The following is a 14,320-nucleotide window of genomic DNA, read 5'->3' as shown; positions in this document are numbered from 1 at the left end:
GCAGCGACCTCGGGCCTGCGCAGCTCCGTCACGAGCTTGGAATCCCGCAGCCCCTCGGGCACTCGACGGCGAGCACCAGCGGCATCCATCACTGCAGCTCCCACGGCGACCGGTCCGGCGAGTGCACCCCGACCGACCTCGTCCAGAGAGATGATCAGCTCGCACTCGCCGAGGAGCCGGCGCTCGAGAGTCAGCTTCGGCGCGACGACGGTCATTCCGGAGCCGGAACGCCGTTGAAGATCTCGTGATGACCGTCGATCGGCCCCAGCCGGTCCAACGGCCAGGTCGTGAGGAACGCCTTGCCCACGATGTTCCCCATCGGGACGAAGCCGCCGCTGGGGAGGTCCTGGTGCGCGCGGGCGTCGCGCGAACGGTCGCGATTGTCCCCGAGCAGCCACACCGAGTCCTCGGGCACCACGACGTCGAAGGGCTCGTTCGAGGCAGCAGTGTCGCCGGGCGGGAGGTTGAGGTAGCTGAGCTCATCGATGGGCGCGCCGTTGATGGTGATCTGACCGAGCGCGTTGCAGCAGACGACATGATCGCCGGGCAGACCGATCACGCGTTTGACGAGATGGTCCTGCGAGTCGGTGGCGGAGATGCCCACGAAATTCAGCACCCAGTCGACAGCTTCGACCAGCGGCGGCTGCGCAGGGGTCTGCGGCTGCCCGTCGAGCCACCCGCCCGGGTCCTTGAAGACGACGACGTCGCCCCTCTCGTAATCCGTCCAGCGGGGCGTGAGCTCGTCGACCAGGATGCGGTCGTTGATCAGCAGCGTGCGTTCCATCGACGCGGAGGGGATGTAGAACGAACGGACGACGAAACTCTTGACGACGAAGGAGACCAGCGCGGCGATCACGACGATCACCAGGACGTCACGAAGGAAGACCAGGAACCCGCGACGTCTTCTGGACGTGGGCGCGGACGGGGATTCAGTCATCAGGTTCCTTCACGATCAAGCACCGTCGTGCGGCGACGGTATCTAGGTTCGCACACCGCAGGGAGAACAAAGCACCCCGGGACATCGTGTCCCGGGGTGCCGTGGAGATGCTGCGACTCAGCGGTCGCGCTTCTCCTTGATCTTCGCCTTCTTGCCGCGCAGCTGGCGGAGGTAGTAGAGCTTCGCGCGACGCACGTCACCACGGGTGACGACCTCGATGTGGTCGATCACCGGGGAGTGCACCGGGAAGGTACGCTCGACGCCGACCTGGAAGCTGATCTTGCGGACCGTGAAGGTCTCGCGCACGCTGTCGCCCTGACGGCCGATGACGACGCCCTGGAAGACCTGGATACGAGAGCGGCTGCCCTCGGTGATGTTGACGTGCACCTTGACGGTGTCGCCGGGGAAGAAGTCCGGGATGTCCGAACGGAGGGAAGCCGCATCGACGGCGTCGAGGATCTGCATGATCGTCTCTCTCTGCACCCGCCACAGGTCGCATGCATGTATTCAAAGGAACAAGAAAAGGATTGAACTGTACGGCGCTCAAGCGTCCGCGGGCTCCCCTGTGGCAGAACCGGTCACAGCACAAACACTCATTCTGCCATGGATGCGACGCCCGGCCAAAACGCCGACGTCAGTCGCGACTATCGGTCTCCCGCACCACGATGACCTCGTGGGCACGCGTGGGCGGTGCCGGCTCATCCACCGTCGGAATCGTCGACCAGGTGATGGTCTCTCGCAGACGCGCTCCGCTCCCCTTCGCCTCGTTCCACAGCTGCCATAGCTGCAACCAGATCAGGGCGATACCGGCGACGATGGCACCCGTGAGCAACCATGGGAACGCCCCGTCGATGAAGAACCCGACGGCGATCGTCAACCCGTTCCAGACCGTGAATCCCGCGACGTCCCACCAGGAGACCGCCCGTTCGATGCGGACCGAGGGACGCGAGCGCGTCAGGAGGGTGAGCAGAAGCTGGCCGAGGAAGACCGAGGGCATCGCGATCAGCAGCACCCAGAGGATCGACCATCCTCCCTGGAAGACGCCCCACCCGATGAGAAGCCACAGCGGCAGCAGGAACGCCGCCGGAAGAAGCCAGCGGAAGAAGGCCTGTCGCAACCACATGCTCAGATCGTACGACGCCGTCCGTTCCCATGTCCGGGTGTTCGCTGACAGCGGTCGGGGATCCCGAGGCGTGGGATCAGGGAGAATGGAAAGGACGAGAGGACAACCGATGATCGAACTGCGCACCCCTGCCGAGATCGATGAGATGCGCGCAGCAGGACGCTTCGTCGCCGAGACGCTGGCGACGCTGCGCGATGAGACGAAGGTCGGGACGAATCTCCTCTCGATCGATCGCCGCGCACACGACATGATCCGCAAGGCAGGAGCGGAGTCCTGCTACATCGACTACCACCCCTCCTTCGGGGCGAGTCCGTTCGGCAAGGTCATCTGCACCTCGGTCAACGACGCGGTGCTGCACGGGCTCCCCCATGACTACACCCTGCGCGACGGCGACCTCGTCACCCTCGACTTCGCGGTCGCGGTCGACGGCTGGGTCGCCGACTCCGCGGTGTCGTTCGTCGTCGGATCAGCGCGCGAAGAGGACCTCCGGCTCATCGACACCACCGAGCGTGCACTGGCCGCGGCGATCGACTCCGCCACGGTCGGCAACCGCATCGGCGACATCTCCGCAGCCGTCGCCGCTGTCGCGCACGGTGAGGGGTACTCGATCAACACCGACTTCGGGGGACACGGCGTCGGACGCACGATGCACGGAGACCCCCACGTCCCCAACGACGGCCGCGCCGGCCGAGGCTTCCCATTGCGGTCCGGTCTGGTTCTCGCGCTCGAGCCCTGGTTCCTCGCGACGACCGATGAACTCGTCACCGACCCCGATGGATGGACGCTGCGCAGCGCTGACGGCTCCCGCGGAGCGCACTCGGAGCACACCATCGCGATCACGGACGAGGGGCCGATCATCCTGACGGATCGGTCGTTCCTCGGCGTCGACTGAGCTGCGCCACTCCCCTATCCGCAGAACTCAGGCGCGACAGTAGACGTAGATCTCGGTGATGTGCGGAAGGTCGAACAGGTCTCGCTCACGGGTCTGCTCCGACTCGTCGAGCACGGTCTCCATGTCGCCCAGCATGCGGGTGCGCGTCGATTCATCGGCGATGAGAACACTGCTGACGGTCGTCCATCGGCGAAGGTAAAGCTCTCGGGAGATGGGCTCCGTCCAGCGGATCTGGGTTCGTAGAACGGGCTCGAATCCGGGAAGCTCCTCGTCCGCACTGTCGGTCGAGGCGTCGGCGGCGGCGGGATGCGCGATGCGATGGCAGTCCCGGTCCCAGGCGCACTCCGGATCCGCGCGGTTCCACAGCAGCCCGAGTGTTCCTCCGGGGACCAGCACGCGTGAGATCTCGGCACACGCCGGGCCCCGGTCGAACCAATGGAAGGCCTGGGCGACGGTGACCACCTGAACGGACGCATCCACCAGAGGGATGCGCTCGGCGGTGCCGACCAACGCCTCCGCTCCGGGGAGCGTGGACCTCAGAACGTCGAGCATGCGCTCCAACGGTTCGACGGCGTAGGTGCGTCGTGCGCGAGCGACGAGCAGTCGGGTGAACTTGCCCGTACCTGCGCCCAGATCCAACGCCGCATCCACGGCGGCTGGCACGATCAGCGTTGCCGCCTCATCGGGAAAGCCGGGACGGTATCGGTCGTAGTCGTCGCCGATGCTCTCGAACGACCGGGCGAGCGCTTGTTCAGGCATGGCTCGACGCTATCAGCGGCGCGTTGCGACACCGCGAGACCGGAAGGGGCGCGGTATGCCATCCTGAGTCCATGATTCCGCAGGATCGTCATGTTCCGGAGCGTCTGCTGCTCGCTCGGCACGGTCAGACGGTGTGGAACGTCGAACATCGCCTGCAGGGTCAGCTCGACTCGCCCCTCACCGACGAGGGCGTGGCACAGTCGCATGCCATCGCGGACCTCCTCGCGGACCGCGGGGTCCTCACCGTGTGCTCCAGCCCGCTCGGCAGGGCGATGCAGACCGCGATCATCATCGCAGAGCGGGTCGGAGCGCAGCTGATCGAAGTCCCCGAGCTCGCGGAGCTGGACCACGGGGAGCTGGCGGGCATGACCTGGGACGAGATAGAGGCGGCGTACCCGACGGCGAGAGAAGAGCGGGCCGCGAATCGCTACGGCTGGGCGTTTCCCGGCGGGGAGAGCTATGCGCAGGCCAGGGCACGGGCGCGAAAGGCACTCAGTGCCTGCGGGTGGGCTTCGGAGGGTGCGCCGCTGCTGGTGAGCCACGAGATGATCGGACGGATGCTGCGGGCGGAACTGCGGGGCCTCGACGCATCGAACGCCCTCGGACTCCGGCATCCGCACGGCGTGGTCTTCGAGATCGACGGCGGCTCGGAGCGGATGCTCTGACGCCTTCCGCGTGACGGAATCGGCTCTCGGCTTCGATCAGACAGGGGACGTCTCGTCACCGGGCAGGAGATCGGGACGACGCCGCTTCGTGCGCTCGATCTGCTGCTCGCGGCGCCAGGAGGCGATCGCGCCATGGTTCCCGCTCAGGAGCACATCCGGCACGGAACGCTCTCGCCACGATGCGGGCTTCGTGTACGAGGGGTACTCCAGAAGACCGTCTTCGTGCGACTCCTCGACCAGGCTCTCCGGGTTGCCCACGACCCCGGGGATGAGCCGGCCGATGGCCTCGATCATCGCCATCGTCGCGACCTCTCCCCCGTTGAGGACGTAGTCGCCGAGGCTGATCAGTCGCACCTCGCCCAGGTCGGACGCGTACTCGAACACCCGCTCGTCGATGCCCTCGTAACGGCCGCAACCGAAGACGAGGTGCTCCCGGGTCGCCAACGCTCGCGCGGTCTTCTGCGTGAACACCTCACCAGCCGGCGACGGGAAAATGATAGTGGGTCGCTCGGTGGGCGCTCCCTCGGACGACCCGGCGATCTCATCGAGGGCGAGACCCCACGGCTCGGGCTTCATCACCATGCCGGCGCCGCCGCCGTAGGGGGTGTCGTCGACCGTGCGGTGTCGATCAGAGGTCCAGTCCCGAAGATCCCGGACACGGAGGTCGATCAGGCCGGATTCCTGGGCCTTCCCGAGCAGGGAGAGCGTCAGGCCGTCGAAGTAGGACGGGAAGATGGAGAGGACGTCGATGCGCACGGGGGAACCGTATCAGCGCTCACTCGGCCGCTTCGGCGTCCGAGGGCGTCTGCGGCTCCGCGTCCGCAGCATCAGGAAGCTCTTCGAAGAGTCCGGGGGGCGGAGTCACGATGACGCGCCCTGCATGGACATCGACCGTCGGGACGATCGCGGAGACGAACGGCACCATGACCTCGTTCTCCCCGGCCTTGACGATGAGGAGGTCCTGCGCGGGAAAGTGCTCCACGCGTACGACCCGGCCGACGACGGTGTCGTCGCGCACGACATCGAGGCCGACGAGCTGGTGGTCGAACCACGCATCGTCCTCGACCTCGTCGACGTCCTGGTCGATCCAGAGGATCGCCCTGACGAGGCTGTCTGCGGCGTCGCGATCCTCGACGTCGTCGAAGAAGACGACGGGATTGCCGTTCATGACCCGGTACTCGCGCACCGTGATCTCCTTGCCGTGCCACGGAGATGCCTCTGGCACCTGCAACGTGAAACCGGCACCGGGGACGAATCGTCCCTCAGGGTTGTCGGTGTACAGCTCGAGCTTGAGCCCGCCTTTGAGTCCGTGCGCCTTGACGAGGCGCCCGACACGCAGCTGGTTCTTGCCCTGGTTGCGGTCCTTCGCCACCACGTCAGTCGTCCGCGACATCGACACGGACCCGACGCCCGTCAGCGAGCGCGCTGACGAGGGTGCGAAGGGCCTTCGCGGTGCGGCCGCCGCGCCCGATCACGCGTCCACGGTCATCGGGGTGCACACGCACCTCGAGGAGGTCGCCTCGCGGCGATGTGGACTCGTTGATACGGACATCCTCCGGGTGATCGACGATCCCCTTGACGATGTGTTCGAGCGCGGCGGCGAGCACGACGGATTACTCTGCGTCGGCGGCGGGAGCCGCGTCGGCCTCGGCAGCGGCGGGAGCCTCCTCAGCGGGGGCCTCCACCTTCTTCTCGGCCTTGGGCTTCACGACGGACTTCTTGGCGGCGTCGATCTCGAACGGAACCTTGGGCTCCTTGACCTTGAGCGTGGACTTGGCGTCCTTGTCGCCCTTGAACTTGCCCCAGTCGCCCGTGATCTTGAGGATGGCGGCGACCTGCTCGGTCGGCTGCGCGCCGACGGAGAGCCAGTACTGCGCACGCTCGGAGTCGACCTCGATGAACGAGGGCTCCTCGGTGGGGTGGTACTTGCCGATCTCCTCGATCACGCGACCATCGCGCTTGGTCTTCGAGTCGGCGACGACGATGCGGTAGTACGGCGCACGGATCTTGCCCAGGCGCTTGAGACGAATCTTGACAGCCACGATTCTCCTGAATTGTGTGGAAGGAAACGAACTGGTCGCCTGGAGAGTGGGGTGCACACCCGGCGGAAGCTCAAATGAGTGTGGACACCTGCTGGATAGAGGGTCGAGCAGGTCGTCCGACCCTCTATTCTGCCAGAAGCGCGCGCCAGGCGCGAAACGTGGCGAAACGACCGTTGCCGTGTCGCGCCTCGCCCGTGCCAGACTGTGCGGGTGAAGCTCGAGTTCGCCTCCTCGGCCCGGTCCACCGTCGGCCTCGAATGGGAGATCATGCTCGCGGATCCCGCGACCGGTGATCTCGTCGGACGTGCGCCCGAACTGCTCGCAGCGCTCGAAGCCGAGAGCGCCGATGAGCGCCACACGGTCACGGGCGAACTGCTCACGAACACGATCGAGGTCACGAGCGGCATCGGCGACTCGGTCGCCCATGCGGTCGACGACATCGCGAACGCCATCACCGCGGTGCGTGCGGCGACCGACCCGGCAGGAGTCGAGCTGCTCTCGGCGGGAAGCCACCCGTTCGCGCAGTGGTTCGACCAGCAGGTCACCGACAAGTCGCGGTACCACACCCTGATAGAGCGCACCCAGTGGTGGGGGCGGAACATGATGATCTGGGGAATCCACGTCCACATCGGCGTCGAGGACCAGCGCAAGGTGTTCCCCATCATCAACGCTCTCGCCGGGTTCCTCCCCCATCTGCAATCGCTCGCCGCCTCGAGCCCGTTCTGGGCGGGCGAGCGCACCGGCTACGCCTCCAACCGCGCGCTGGTGTTCCAGCAGCTGCCGACCGCGGGACTCCCGTGGCCCCTGCACGACTGGTCGCAGTACGAGTCATACCTCGACGACATGGTGCGCACCGGCGTGATGGCGGATGCCACCGAGGTGCGCTGGGACATCCGCCCGGCACCTCGCTGGGGGACGATCGAGGTCCGCGCGTGTGACGGACTCTCCACGCTGCCGGAGCTCGCCTCGGTCGCGGCGCTCGTGCAGGTCCTTGTCGAGGACTTCTCGCGCCAGCTCGACGAGGGCAAGACCCTTCCGGAGCTTCCCGCCTGGTTCCATCGCGAGAACAAGTGGCGCGCGGCGCGCTACGGGCTGGAGGCGAGAGTGATCGTCGATGCGGCCGGCACCCAGCGCCCTGTGCGCGAGCATCTCGCGGAGACACTCGAAGCCCTCACCCCGACCGCCGTCGAGCTCGGTTGCGGTCGGGAGTTCGGCGGCATCGCCACGATCCTCGACGGCGGGGCGAGCTATGCGCGTCAGCTGGCGATCGCGGATGCGGCTGGTGGCGAACTCTCGGCGGTGGTACAGCATCTGATCCGCGAGTTCCGCTCAGGACCTGAATCCTCCACCGAGGAGCCGTAGCCGGTGCAGTGATCAGTCCTCGACGAGGCGCCTGGCGAGACCCTCATCCAGGACCACGTCCGTGATGAGTCCCGCGGCCAGGGCCGCGCGAAGACTGACCAACTTCGGTATCCCGGACACGACGCACACGCGACGCGGAACTCGGCGGAGACGGTCCAGACCCGGTCCCGTGGCCCTCGCGTTGACCCGGATGTCCCGCCACGACCCGTCGGAGCGGAAGAACACCGTCGCGACGTCGCCGATCGCGTGATCCTCCCGCAGGCTGCGGTAGTCGTCGCGCCCGAGATATCCGCCGACATAGACCCGGCTCGGTACTTCGGCGGCGGGAGAGCCGAGGCTGAACACCGCGACGTCCATCTTCGCCTGCAGGTCGAGAACACGGCGAGTGCTCCGCTCCCGCCACATCGCCTCACGCGTGGCGGGGTCGTCGAAGAATGCCGGAACCGGGAACTGCTGCACCTGCGCGGCGAAGGCGCTGCCGAACCGCTGCAGGATGTCGCTGGAGTACTCGACTCCCGTCGTCTGGGTGTTGCCGGCGCCGTTGAGCTGCACGAAGGTGGTGTTGTGGGTCTCCTTCTGCGTGAGCCCGCGACTCACGGCGCTGATGGTCGAGCCCCATGCGACGCCGATGACCATGTTCGAGTCGACGAACTGCGACAGCAGACGTCCGGCTGTCAGCGCGACGCGCTCGAGCCGCTCGACCTCGCTGAGGATCTCCGGCATCGGGACGACGTGAGCGGCGACGCGATGCCGATCGCGGATCCTGTGCTCGAGCATGCCCAGACGCTCCAAGGGTGAATTGATCCGGATGCCCACCAGACCGCTCTCCCGCGCGAAGCTCAGAAGACGCGAGACCGAGGACCGCGAGGTGCCGAGCTCCTTCGCGATGACCTCCATCGTCTTGTCCTGCATGTAGTAGAGCTGCGCGGCGGTGAGCGCCGCGATCAGCTTGCTGTCGCGGGATTCCGCACTTGCACCGACCATGACATCCTCCTCCACCCCGATCCTTGCACATATGTGCAGTGGGCTTGTGCGGGATGCCACACAGGTCGATGCTGGTTGGCAAGTAAGGAAGAGAGGGTCGACGATGATCGATTCGACACACTCGTCAGCGGAGCGCGCAGAGGTCCGCGCCGTCCGTGAATCCGGACGCACCAGCGTCCTCGTCATCGGTGGTGGGATCAACGGCATCTCCACCTTCCGCGACCTGGCACTCCAGGGCGTCGATGTCGTGCTGGTCGAGCGGGGGGACTTCGCCTCCGGGGCATCCGCCGCGTCGAGCCACATGATCCACGGTGGCATCCGCTACCTCGAGAACGGTGAGTTCCGCCTGGTGCGCGAGTCGGTCAAGGAGCGCAACGGGCTTCTCAAGACCGCCCCGCATTACGTCAAGCCGCTGCAGACGACGATCCCGATCTACTCGACCTTCTCGGGCATCCTTTCCGCTCCCCTGCGGTTCCTGACGCACAAGAGCGGCAAGCCCCAGGAGCGCGGGGCCCTCCTGATCAAGGTGGGCCTGACCATCTACGACACCTTCTCGCGTGACGGCGGGATGGTTCCCCGGCATCGCTTCCTCGGCCGCAAGAAGTCTCTCGCCGAGCTGCCGTCGCTCGACCCGAAGATCAAGTACACGGCGACCTACTACGACGCCTCGATGCACGACCCGGAGCGGCTCGCCCTCGACGTCCTGCAGGACGGGCGCACGGCGCACCCGGGAGCGCATGCCCTCAACTACGTCGAGGCCATCGCCCGTGACGGCGACAAGGTCGTGCTCCGCGACCGCGAGAGCGGCACGGAGTTCACCGTGCAGGCCGACGTGGTCGTGAACGCCTCCGGCCCCTGGACCGACCTGACCAACGCTGCGCTGGGCGCCGACACCCGCTTCATGGGCGGCACCAAGGGGTCGCACATCGTCCTCGATCACCCCGAGCTGCTCGAGGCGACGCAGGGACGCGAGATCTTCTTCGAGCACTCCGACGGGCGCATCGTGCTCATCTACCCGCTCAAGGGGCGCGTCCTGGTCGGCACCACCGACATCGACGCCGACCCTCGCGAGGTCCCCGTGTGCACCGAGGAGGAGGTCGACTACTTCTTCGACCTGATCCACCACGTGTTCCCGACGATTCCCGTGGCGCGTGACCAGATCGTCTACAGGTTCTCCGGCATCCGCCCGCTCCCGCGCCACGAGGACACCGCTCCCGGCTTCGTCTCCCGTGACTACCGCATCGAGGTCGACGACAAGGGCGCCGTCCCTCTCGTCAGCCTGGTCGGCGGCAAGTGGACCACGTTCCGCGCCCTCGGTGAGTCGCTGTCCGACGTCGTGCTCGGTCTCATCGAGCGCACCAGGACCGTCTCCACCGCTGGACGGGCCATCGGCGGCGGTCGCGAATTCCCGCGCACCGAGAAGGCCAAGCGCATCTGGATCCAGGAGAATCTGCCCGGAGCCGGGGCTCGCGCCGATCAGCTTCTCGCCCGTTACGGTACCCGCGCCGCTCAGGTCTGGGAGTATGTCGAGCAGGGCACGGACGCACCGCTCGCCGGCGGCGACCTCTCTACGCGCGAACTCGAGTGGATGGTGCAGAACGAGATGGTGGCACGCCTGGAAGACGTCGTGCTCCGTCGCACCAGCATCGCCTTCACCGGCGGCGCGAACGCAGAGGTCCTCGACGAGATCGCCGACGCCCTCGCGCCGATGCTCGGTTGGGATCGCTCGCGCCACGACGCCGAGCTCGATCAGACGCGCCAGTTGCTGAACGAACGACACGGACTCGATATCCCGTCCCGCACCCGCGGCTGACGGGGTCTCGGACTGCCGCCCTCCTCGCGGCGCAACTCCCATAACGTGTCGGGGCAGAGGAGCCCCGACACACAAGAAAGGTCAAAGAAGACATGGCTGATGTGAATCTCGGTCTCTACTTCCTCTCCGAGTTGGTCGGCACAGCGATGCTGATCCTGCTCGGATGTGGTGTCGTCGCCAACGTCGCCCTCGCCAAGAACAAGGGGTTCGGCGGCGGCTTCCTGATGGTCAACTGGGGATGGGGCCTCGCGGTCTTCGCCGGTGTGCTCGTCTCCGCGTACTCCGGTGCGATCCTCAACCCGGCCGTCGGTATCGGCCTTCTGCTGGCTGGCAAGATCAGCTTCGTCATGTTCCTCACGGCCACGGCCGCGGAGCTCGTCGGAGCGATCCTCGGTGCGATCGTCGTATGGCTCGCATACAAGCAGCACTTCGATGAGGAGCCGGAGGCCGCCAACAAGCTCGGCGTCTTCTCCACCGGCCCCGCGATCCGTTCCTACGGTTGGAACCTCGTCACCGAGATCATCGGCACCTTCGTTCTCGTTTTCGTGATCTTCGCGTTCGCCGACTACGGCGACATCGAGGTCGGCACGCCCGGAGGCCTCGGACCGCTCACCGCGCTTCCCGTCGCGCTCCTCGTGGTCGCGATCGGCGCCTCTCTCGGTGGTCCGACCGGTTACGCGATCAACCCCGCTCGTGACCTCGGTCCGCGCATCGCTCACGCGATCCTCCCGATCAAGGGCAAGGGCTCCAGCGACTGGTCCTACTCGTGGGTGCCGGTGGTCGGTCCGTTCATCGGTGGTGCACTCGCCGCCGCCGCAGCGCCCGTCCTGCTGTACCTCGCCTGAACGACCTGAATTCAAAGGAGAACACAATGGCTGACTACATCCTCGCCATCGACCAGGGAACGACTTCCAGCCGCGCGATCATCTTCGACAAGAAGGGCAGCATCATCGCGACGGGCCAGAAGGAGCACGAGCAGATCCTGCCGAAGGCCGGCTGGGTCGAGCACGACGCCTCCGAGATCTGGCGCAACGTCCAGGAGGTCATCGGTCTGGCCCTCAGCCGGGCCGACCTCACCCGTCACGACATCGCGGCGGTGGGCATCACCAACCAGCGCGAGACCGCGGTGGTGTGGGACAAGACCACGGGAAAGCCCGCCTACAACGCGATCGTGTGGCAGGACACGCGCACGCAGGTCATCGTCGACCGTCTGGCTGCGGACGGTGGAGTCGAGCGGTTCAAGCCCGTCGTCGGACTGCCGCTCGCGACGTACTTCTCTGGTACCAAGATCGCCTGGATCCTGGAGAACGTCGACGGCGCACGCGAGAAGGCCGAAGCCGGTGACCTGATCTTCGGCACCACCGACAGCTGGGTGCTGTGGAACCTCACCGGCGGTGTCGACGGCGGTGTGCACGTGACCGACGTCACCAACGCCTCGCGGACGATGTTCATGGACCTCGAGACGCTCGAGTGGCGCGACGACATCCTCGATGCGTTCGGCGTGCCGCGCTCGATGATGCCGGAGATCCGCTCCTCCTCCGAGGTCTACGGTGCCGCGGAGGACTCCTCCCTGCTGCGCGAGACCCCGATCGCCGGCATCCTGGGTGACCAGCAGGCGGCGACGTTCGGTCAGGCGGCGTTCCAGAAGGGCGAGAGCAAGAACACCTACGGCACCGGCTGCTTCCTGATCTTCAACACGGGCGAGGAGATCGTCCACTCGAAGAACGGGCTGCTCACGACCGTCGGCTACAAGCTCGGCGACCAGCCGACGCACTACGCGCTCGAGGGCTCCATCGCGGTCACCGGATCCCTGATCCAGTGGCTGCGCGACCAGCTCGGCATCATCTCGTCGGCCCCCGAGGTCGAGGAGCTGGCCGAGAAGGTCGAGGACAACGGCGGCGTGTACATCGTGCCCGCATTCTCGGGTCTGTTCGCTCCGTACTGGCGTCCGGACGCCCGCGGCGCGATCGTCGGTCTCACCCGCTACGCGAACAAGAACCACATCGCTCGCGCAGCGCTCGAGGCCGTCGCCTTCCAGACGCGTGATGTGCTGGACGCCGTGAACGCGGACGCCGGCGTGGACCTCACCGAGCTCAAGGTCGACGGCGGCATGGTCGCGAACGACGCGCTCATGCAGTTCCAGGCGGATGTCCTCGGTGTCCCGGTCGTTCGGCCGGTCGTCGCCGAGACCACGGCACTCGGTGCGGCCTACGCCGCGGGACTCGCGGTCGGGTTCTGGAACGGTCTCGACGACCTCTCTGCCAACTGGCAGGAGGACAAGCGCTGGGAGCCGTCGATGGAGGAAGCCGAACGCGACCGTCAGCTTCGTCTGTGGCGCAAGGCGATCACGAAGTCGATGGGCTGGGTCGACGACGACGTGAAGTAGTCGTCTTCAGTGCGAGGCGGGTTCGGAGTTCATCTCCGGACCCGCCTCGTCGTATGCGGGGGCATCCACGAGGGCATCCACGACCGCGACGAATGCTCGAGCGACCTGACGCGCTGCCGCAGCGTCCCAAGCGAGGTACTCCACGCGCACCGGGCCGCCGTGCACCTGGGCTGTGACCACGTGCGCCGCAGAGCGGGCCACGGTCCCCGGTGCGAGAAGGGTCACTGCCAGGCCCGCCTCGACCAGACCGAGGATGAGGGTCGCTGAATCGGCCTCGAACGCGACGTCACGGCTCAGCCCCGCCGCGAGGAAGGCGCCATCGCTCTGCGCACGGCCGGAGGTGCCGGCCGGGAAGTCGGCGAAGGTCGTCCCGGCCAGGTCCGAGAGTTCCACAGCACTCGAGCCGCCCCGTGGATGCCCCGGCGGGAACACCACGACGAGGCGCTCACGAGAGAGCACGCGTGAGGCGACACCTTTCGGCGGCACCCCTTCACGCAAACCGAGCAGGGCCACGTCGAGTTCGCCGCTGCGGAGCTTCGTCGTGAGGGTGTCGCTGTTGCCGACCTGCAATTCCACTCGCACCCGAGGATGCGCCGCACGGTACGTAACGAGCAGCGCAGGCACATCGACGGCGGTCACCGTCGGGATCACACCGATCCGGAGCGTGCCCTCCACGACACCGTCGGCGGCGGCAGCGTCCTCCTTCGCCTCCTCCGCGGCACGAAGCGCGATGCGCGCGTGGGCGACGAACGCCGCCCCTGCTTCACTCAGGCGGACGCTCCGGCTGGATCGGACGAACAATCGACGACCGAGTTCTCGCTCCAGCGATGCGATCTGGTGACTCAACGTCGATTGCGTGACGAAGCACCGCTCGGCCGCTCGGGTGAAGCTCAGAGTGTCGGCGACTTCCACGACATAGCGAAGCTGCTGGAGTTCCATGCTTCCATGATGTGGGTTCATCGATGACGTGACAACCATGCGTTGGACTCATCGACGTGGCGGACGCAGGCTGGAATCGTGAACCGCCTGACACTGGTGTTGTCGACCGCCCTCGCCCCCATCGCCTGGGGAACCACCTACCTGGTCACCACAGATCTGCTTCCCGCCGGCCATCCGCTGTTCGCGGGGCTCCTCCGTTCACTCCCCGCGGGGCTGCTCGCCGTCCTCATCAGTCGTCGACTCCCCCACGGCTCCTGGTGGTGGAAGTCTCTCGCACTCGGAGCGCTCAACATCGGCGCCTTCTTCCCGCTGCTCTTCCTCGCCGCCGAGCGACTCCCGGGAGGCGTCGCCGCCGCCGTCGCCGGTGCACAGCCGCTCATCGTCCTGGCGCTCGGAGCCCTCGTGCTGCACGAACGGA

At 66.8% G+C, this 14,320-nt stretch carries 17 protein-coding genes and 1 pseudogene; 7 read left to right on the top strand and 11 right to left on the bottom strand.

Annotated elements, in window-relative coordinates; genetic code table 11:
* The 4 genes and pseudogenes from KZA10_RS00790 to KZA10_RS00775 all read right to left on the bottom strand — a co-directional run.
* Positions 1-215, bottom strand: a pseudogene (locus tag KZA10_RS00790) (ribonuclease HII); the annotation flags it as partial.
* Positions 212-937 carry a signal peptidase I gene (gene lepB / locus KZA10_RS00785; RefSeq protein ID WP_055868513.1) on the bottom strand — a complete coding sequence of 242 codons (726 nt, stop codon included), beginning with the start codon at positions 935-937 and terminating at the stop codon, positions 212-214. The gene lepB and the pseudogene KZA10_RS00790, both read right to left, overlap by 4 nt.
* A gap of 117 nt (positions 938-1,054) precedes the next feature.
* A complete protein-coding gene (gene rplS, locus KZA10_RS00780) occupies positions 1,055-1,402 on the bottom strand; it encodes a 50S ribosomal protein L19 (protein ID WP_017830722.1) in 348 nt (115 codons plus the stop codon).
* Between the two features lie 169 nt (positions 1,403-1,571).
* A complete protein-coding gene (locus KZA10_RS00775; RefSeq protein WP_055868516.1) occupies positions 1,572-2,060 on the bottom strand; it encodes a hypothetical protein in 489 nt (162 codons plus the stop codon).
* A 109-nt stretch (positions 2,061-2,169) separates the two neighbouring features.
* Here KZA10_RS00775 and map point away from each other — a divergent pair, with 109 nt between their 5' ends.
* Positions 2,170-2,952 carry a type I methionyl aminopeptidase gene (map, locus tag KZA10_RS00770; RefSeq protein WP_055868518.1) on the top strand — a complete coding sequence of 261 codons (783 nt, stop codon included), beginning with the start codon at positions 2,170-2,172 and terminating at the stop codon, positions 2,950-2,952.
* A gap of 27 nt (positions 2,953-2,979) precedes the next feature.
* On the opposite strand, the gene KZA10_RS00765 is transcribed toward map, so the two are convergent.
* Positions 2,980-3,711, bottom strand: coding sequence for a class I SAM-dependent methyltransferase (locus tag KZA10_RS00765; protein ID WP_218681930.1), 732 nt, complete (start codon positions 3,709-3,711; stop codon positions 2,980-2,982).
* A 71-nt stretch (positions 3,712-3,782) separates the two neighbouring features.
* On the opposite strand from KZA10_RS00765, the gene KZA10_RS00760 reads away from it, so the two are divergent.
* The gene (locus KZA10_RS00760; RefSeq protein ID WP_141385989.1) at positions 3,783-4,376 is read left to right on the top strand and encodes a histidine phosphatase family protein; all 594 of its coding nucleotides are present in this window, start codon (positions 3,783-3,785) and stop codon (positions 4,374-4,376) included.
* Between the two features lie 36 nt (positions 4,377-4,412).
* On the opposite strand, the gene trmD is transcribed toward KZA10_RS00760, so the two are convergent.
* The 4 genes from trmD to rpsP are packed head-to-tail and all read right to left on the bottom strand — an operon-like array spanning position 4,413 to position 6,418.
* Positions 4,413-5,132 carry a tRNA (guanosine(37)-N1)-methyltransferase TrmD gene (trmD, locus tag KZA10_RS00755; protein WP_055868531.1) on the bottom strand — a complete coding sequence of 240 codons (720 nt, stop codon included), beginning with the start codon at positions 5,130-5,132 and terminating at the stop codon, positions 4,413-4,415.
* Between the two features lie 19 nt (positions 5,133-5,151).
* Positions 5,152-5,769, bottom strand: a complete 618-nt coding sequence (rimM, locus tag KZA10_RS00750; protein ID WP_141385988.1) for a ribosome maturation factor RimM — start codon at positions 5,767-5,769, stop codon at positions 5,152-5,154.
* Positions 5,753-5,983 (bottom strand): RNA-binding protein, encoded by a 231-nt coding sequence (locus tag KZA10_RS00745; RefSeq protein ID WP_017830729.1) that lies wholly within the window; start codon positions 5,981-5,983, stop codon positions 5,753-5,755. Before KZA10_RS00745 ends, rimM begins: the two co-directional genes overlap by 17 nt.
* A 6-nt stretch (positions 5,984-5,989) precedes the next feature.
* Positions 5,990-6,418, bottom strand: a complete 429-nt coding sequence (gene rpsP, locus KZA10_RS00740; protein ID WP_017830730.1) for a 30S ribosomal protein S16 — start codon at positions 6,416-6,418, stop codon at positions 5,990-5,992.
* Between the two features lie 210 nt (positions 6,419-6,628).
* Between rpsP and KZA10_RS00735 the strand changes: the two genes are divergently transcribed.
* Complete coding sequence (locus tag KZA10_RS00735; protein WP_141385987.1) at positions 6,629-7,780, top strand: glutamate--cysteine ligase; 1,152 nt, start codon at positions 6,629-6,631, stop codon at positions 7,778-7,780.
* A gap of 12 nt (positions 7,781-7,792) precedes the next feature.
* Here the strand turns inward: KZA10_RS00735 and KZA10_RS00730 are convergent, their stop codons facing one another.
* Positions 7,793-8,764, bottom strand: a complete 972-nt coding sequence (locus KZA10_RS00730) for a sugar-binding transcriptional regulator (RefSeq protein ID WP_218681929.1) — start codon at positions 8,762-8,764, stop codon at positions 7,793-7,795.
* A 103-nt stretch (positions 8,765-8,867) separates the two neighbouring features.
* On the opposite strand from KZA10_RS00730, the gene KZA10_RS00725 reads away from it, so the two are divergent.
* From KZA10_RS00725 to glpK, 3 genes are all read left to right on the top strand, one after another.
* Positions 8,868-10,577, top strand: a complete 1,710-nt coding sequence (locus tag KZA10_RS00725) for a glycerol-3-phosphate dehydrogenase/oxidase (RefSeq protein WP_141385985.1) — start codon at positions 8,868-8,870, stop codon at positions 10,575-10,577.
* Positions 10,578-10,669: 92 nt separating this feature from the next.
* Positions 10,670-11,422: an MIP/aquaporin family protein gene (locus KZA10_RS00720; RefSeq protein ID WP_141385984.1), complete on the top strand. Its 753-nt coding sequence runs from the start codon at positions 10,670-10,672 to the stop codon at positions 11,420-11,422.
* A 26-nt stretch (positions 11,423-11,448) separates the two neighbouring features.
* Positions 11,449-12,963, top strand: a complete 1,515-nt coding sequence (glpK, locus tag KZA10_RS00715; protein WP_218681928.1) for a glycerol kinase GlpK — start codon at positions 11,449-11,451, stop codon at positions 12,961-12,963.
* Between the two features lie 6 nt (positions 12,964-12,969).
* Here glpK and KZA10_RS00710 read toward each other — a convergent pair whose 3' ends face one another.
* Entirely contained in the window at positions 12,970-13,902 is a 933-nt protein-coding gene (locus tag KZA10_RS00710) for a LysR family transcriptional regulator (RefSeq protein ID WP_218681927.1), read from the bottom strand.
* A gap of 78 nt (positions 13,903-13,980) precedes the next feature.
* Between KZA10_RS00710 and KZA10_RS00705 the strand changes: the two genes are divergently transcribed.
* Positions 13,981-14,320: EamA family transporter (locus tag KZA10_RS00705; RefSeq protein ID WP_218681926.1), on the top strand; the 340-nt coding region annotated here is incomplete at its 3' end.

This window comes from Microbacterium sp. BF1, assembly GCF_019279095.1.
Classification (GTDB): domain Bacteria; phylum Actinomycetota; class Actinomycetes; order Actinomycetales; family Microbacteriaceae; genus Microbacterium; species Microbacterium maritypicum.
The sequence above is the reverse complement of the archived record's forward strand: the minus strand, read 5'-3'. Positions and strand labels throughout refer to the sequence as shown.

Excerpts from the sequence above, each read along its gene's own strand:
- lepB (WP_055868513.1), bottom strand. The coding sequence starts at position 937 with ATGACTGAATCCCCGTCCGCGCCCACGTCCAGAAGACGTCGCGGGTTC.
- rplS (WP_017830722.1), bottom strand. The coding sequence starts at position 1,402 with ATGCAGATCCTCGACGCCGTCGATGCGGCTTCCCTCCGTTCGGACATC.
- KZA10_RS00775 (WP_055868516.1), bottom strand. The coding sequence starts at position 2,060 with ATGTGGTTGCGACAGGCCTTCTTCCGCTGGCTTCTTCCGGCGGCGTTC.
- map (WP_055868518.1), top strand. The coding sequence starts at position 2,170 with ATGATCGAACTGCGCACCCCTGCCGAGATCGATGAGATGCGCGCAGCA.
- KZA10_RS00765 (WP_218681930.1), bottom strand. The coding sequence starts at position 3,711 with ATGCCTGAACAAGCGCTCGCCCGGTCGTTCGAGAGCATCGGCGACGAC.
- KZA10_RS00760 (WP_141385989.1), top strand. The coding sequence starts at position 3,783 with ATGATTCCGCAGGATCGTCATGTTCCGGAGCGTCTGCTGCTCGCTCGG.
- rimM (WP_141385988.1), bottom strand. The coding sequence starts at position 5,769 with ATGTCGCGGACGACTGACGTGGTGGCGAAGGACCGCAACCAGGGCAAG.
- KZA10_RS00730 (WP_218681929.1), bottom strand. The coding sequence starts at position 8,764 with ATGGTCGGTGCAAGTGCGGAATCCCGCGACAGCAAGCTGATCGCGGCG.
- KZA10_RS00725 (WP_141385985.1), top strand. The coding sequence starts at position 8,868 with ATGATCGATTCGACACACTCGTCAGCGGAGCGCGCAGAGGTCCGCGCC.
- KZA10_RS00720 (WP_141385984.1), top strand. The coding sequence starts at position 10,670 with ATGGCTGATGTGAATCTCGGTCTCTACTTCCTCTCCGAGTTGGTCGGC.
- glpK (WP_218681928.1), top strand. The coding sequence starts at position 11,449 with ATGGCTGACTACATCCTCGCCATCGACCAGGGAACGACTTCCAGCCGC.
- KZA10_RS00710 (WP_218681927.1), bottom strand. The coding sequence starts at position 13,902 with ATGGAACTCCAGCAGCTTCGCTATGTCGTGGAAGTCGCCGACACTCTG.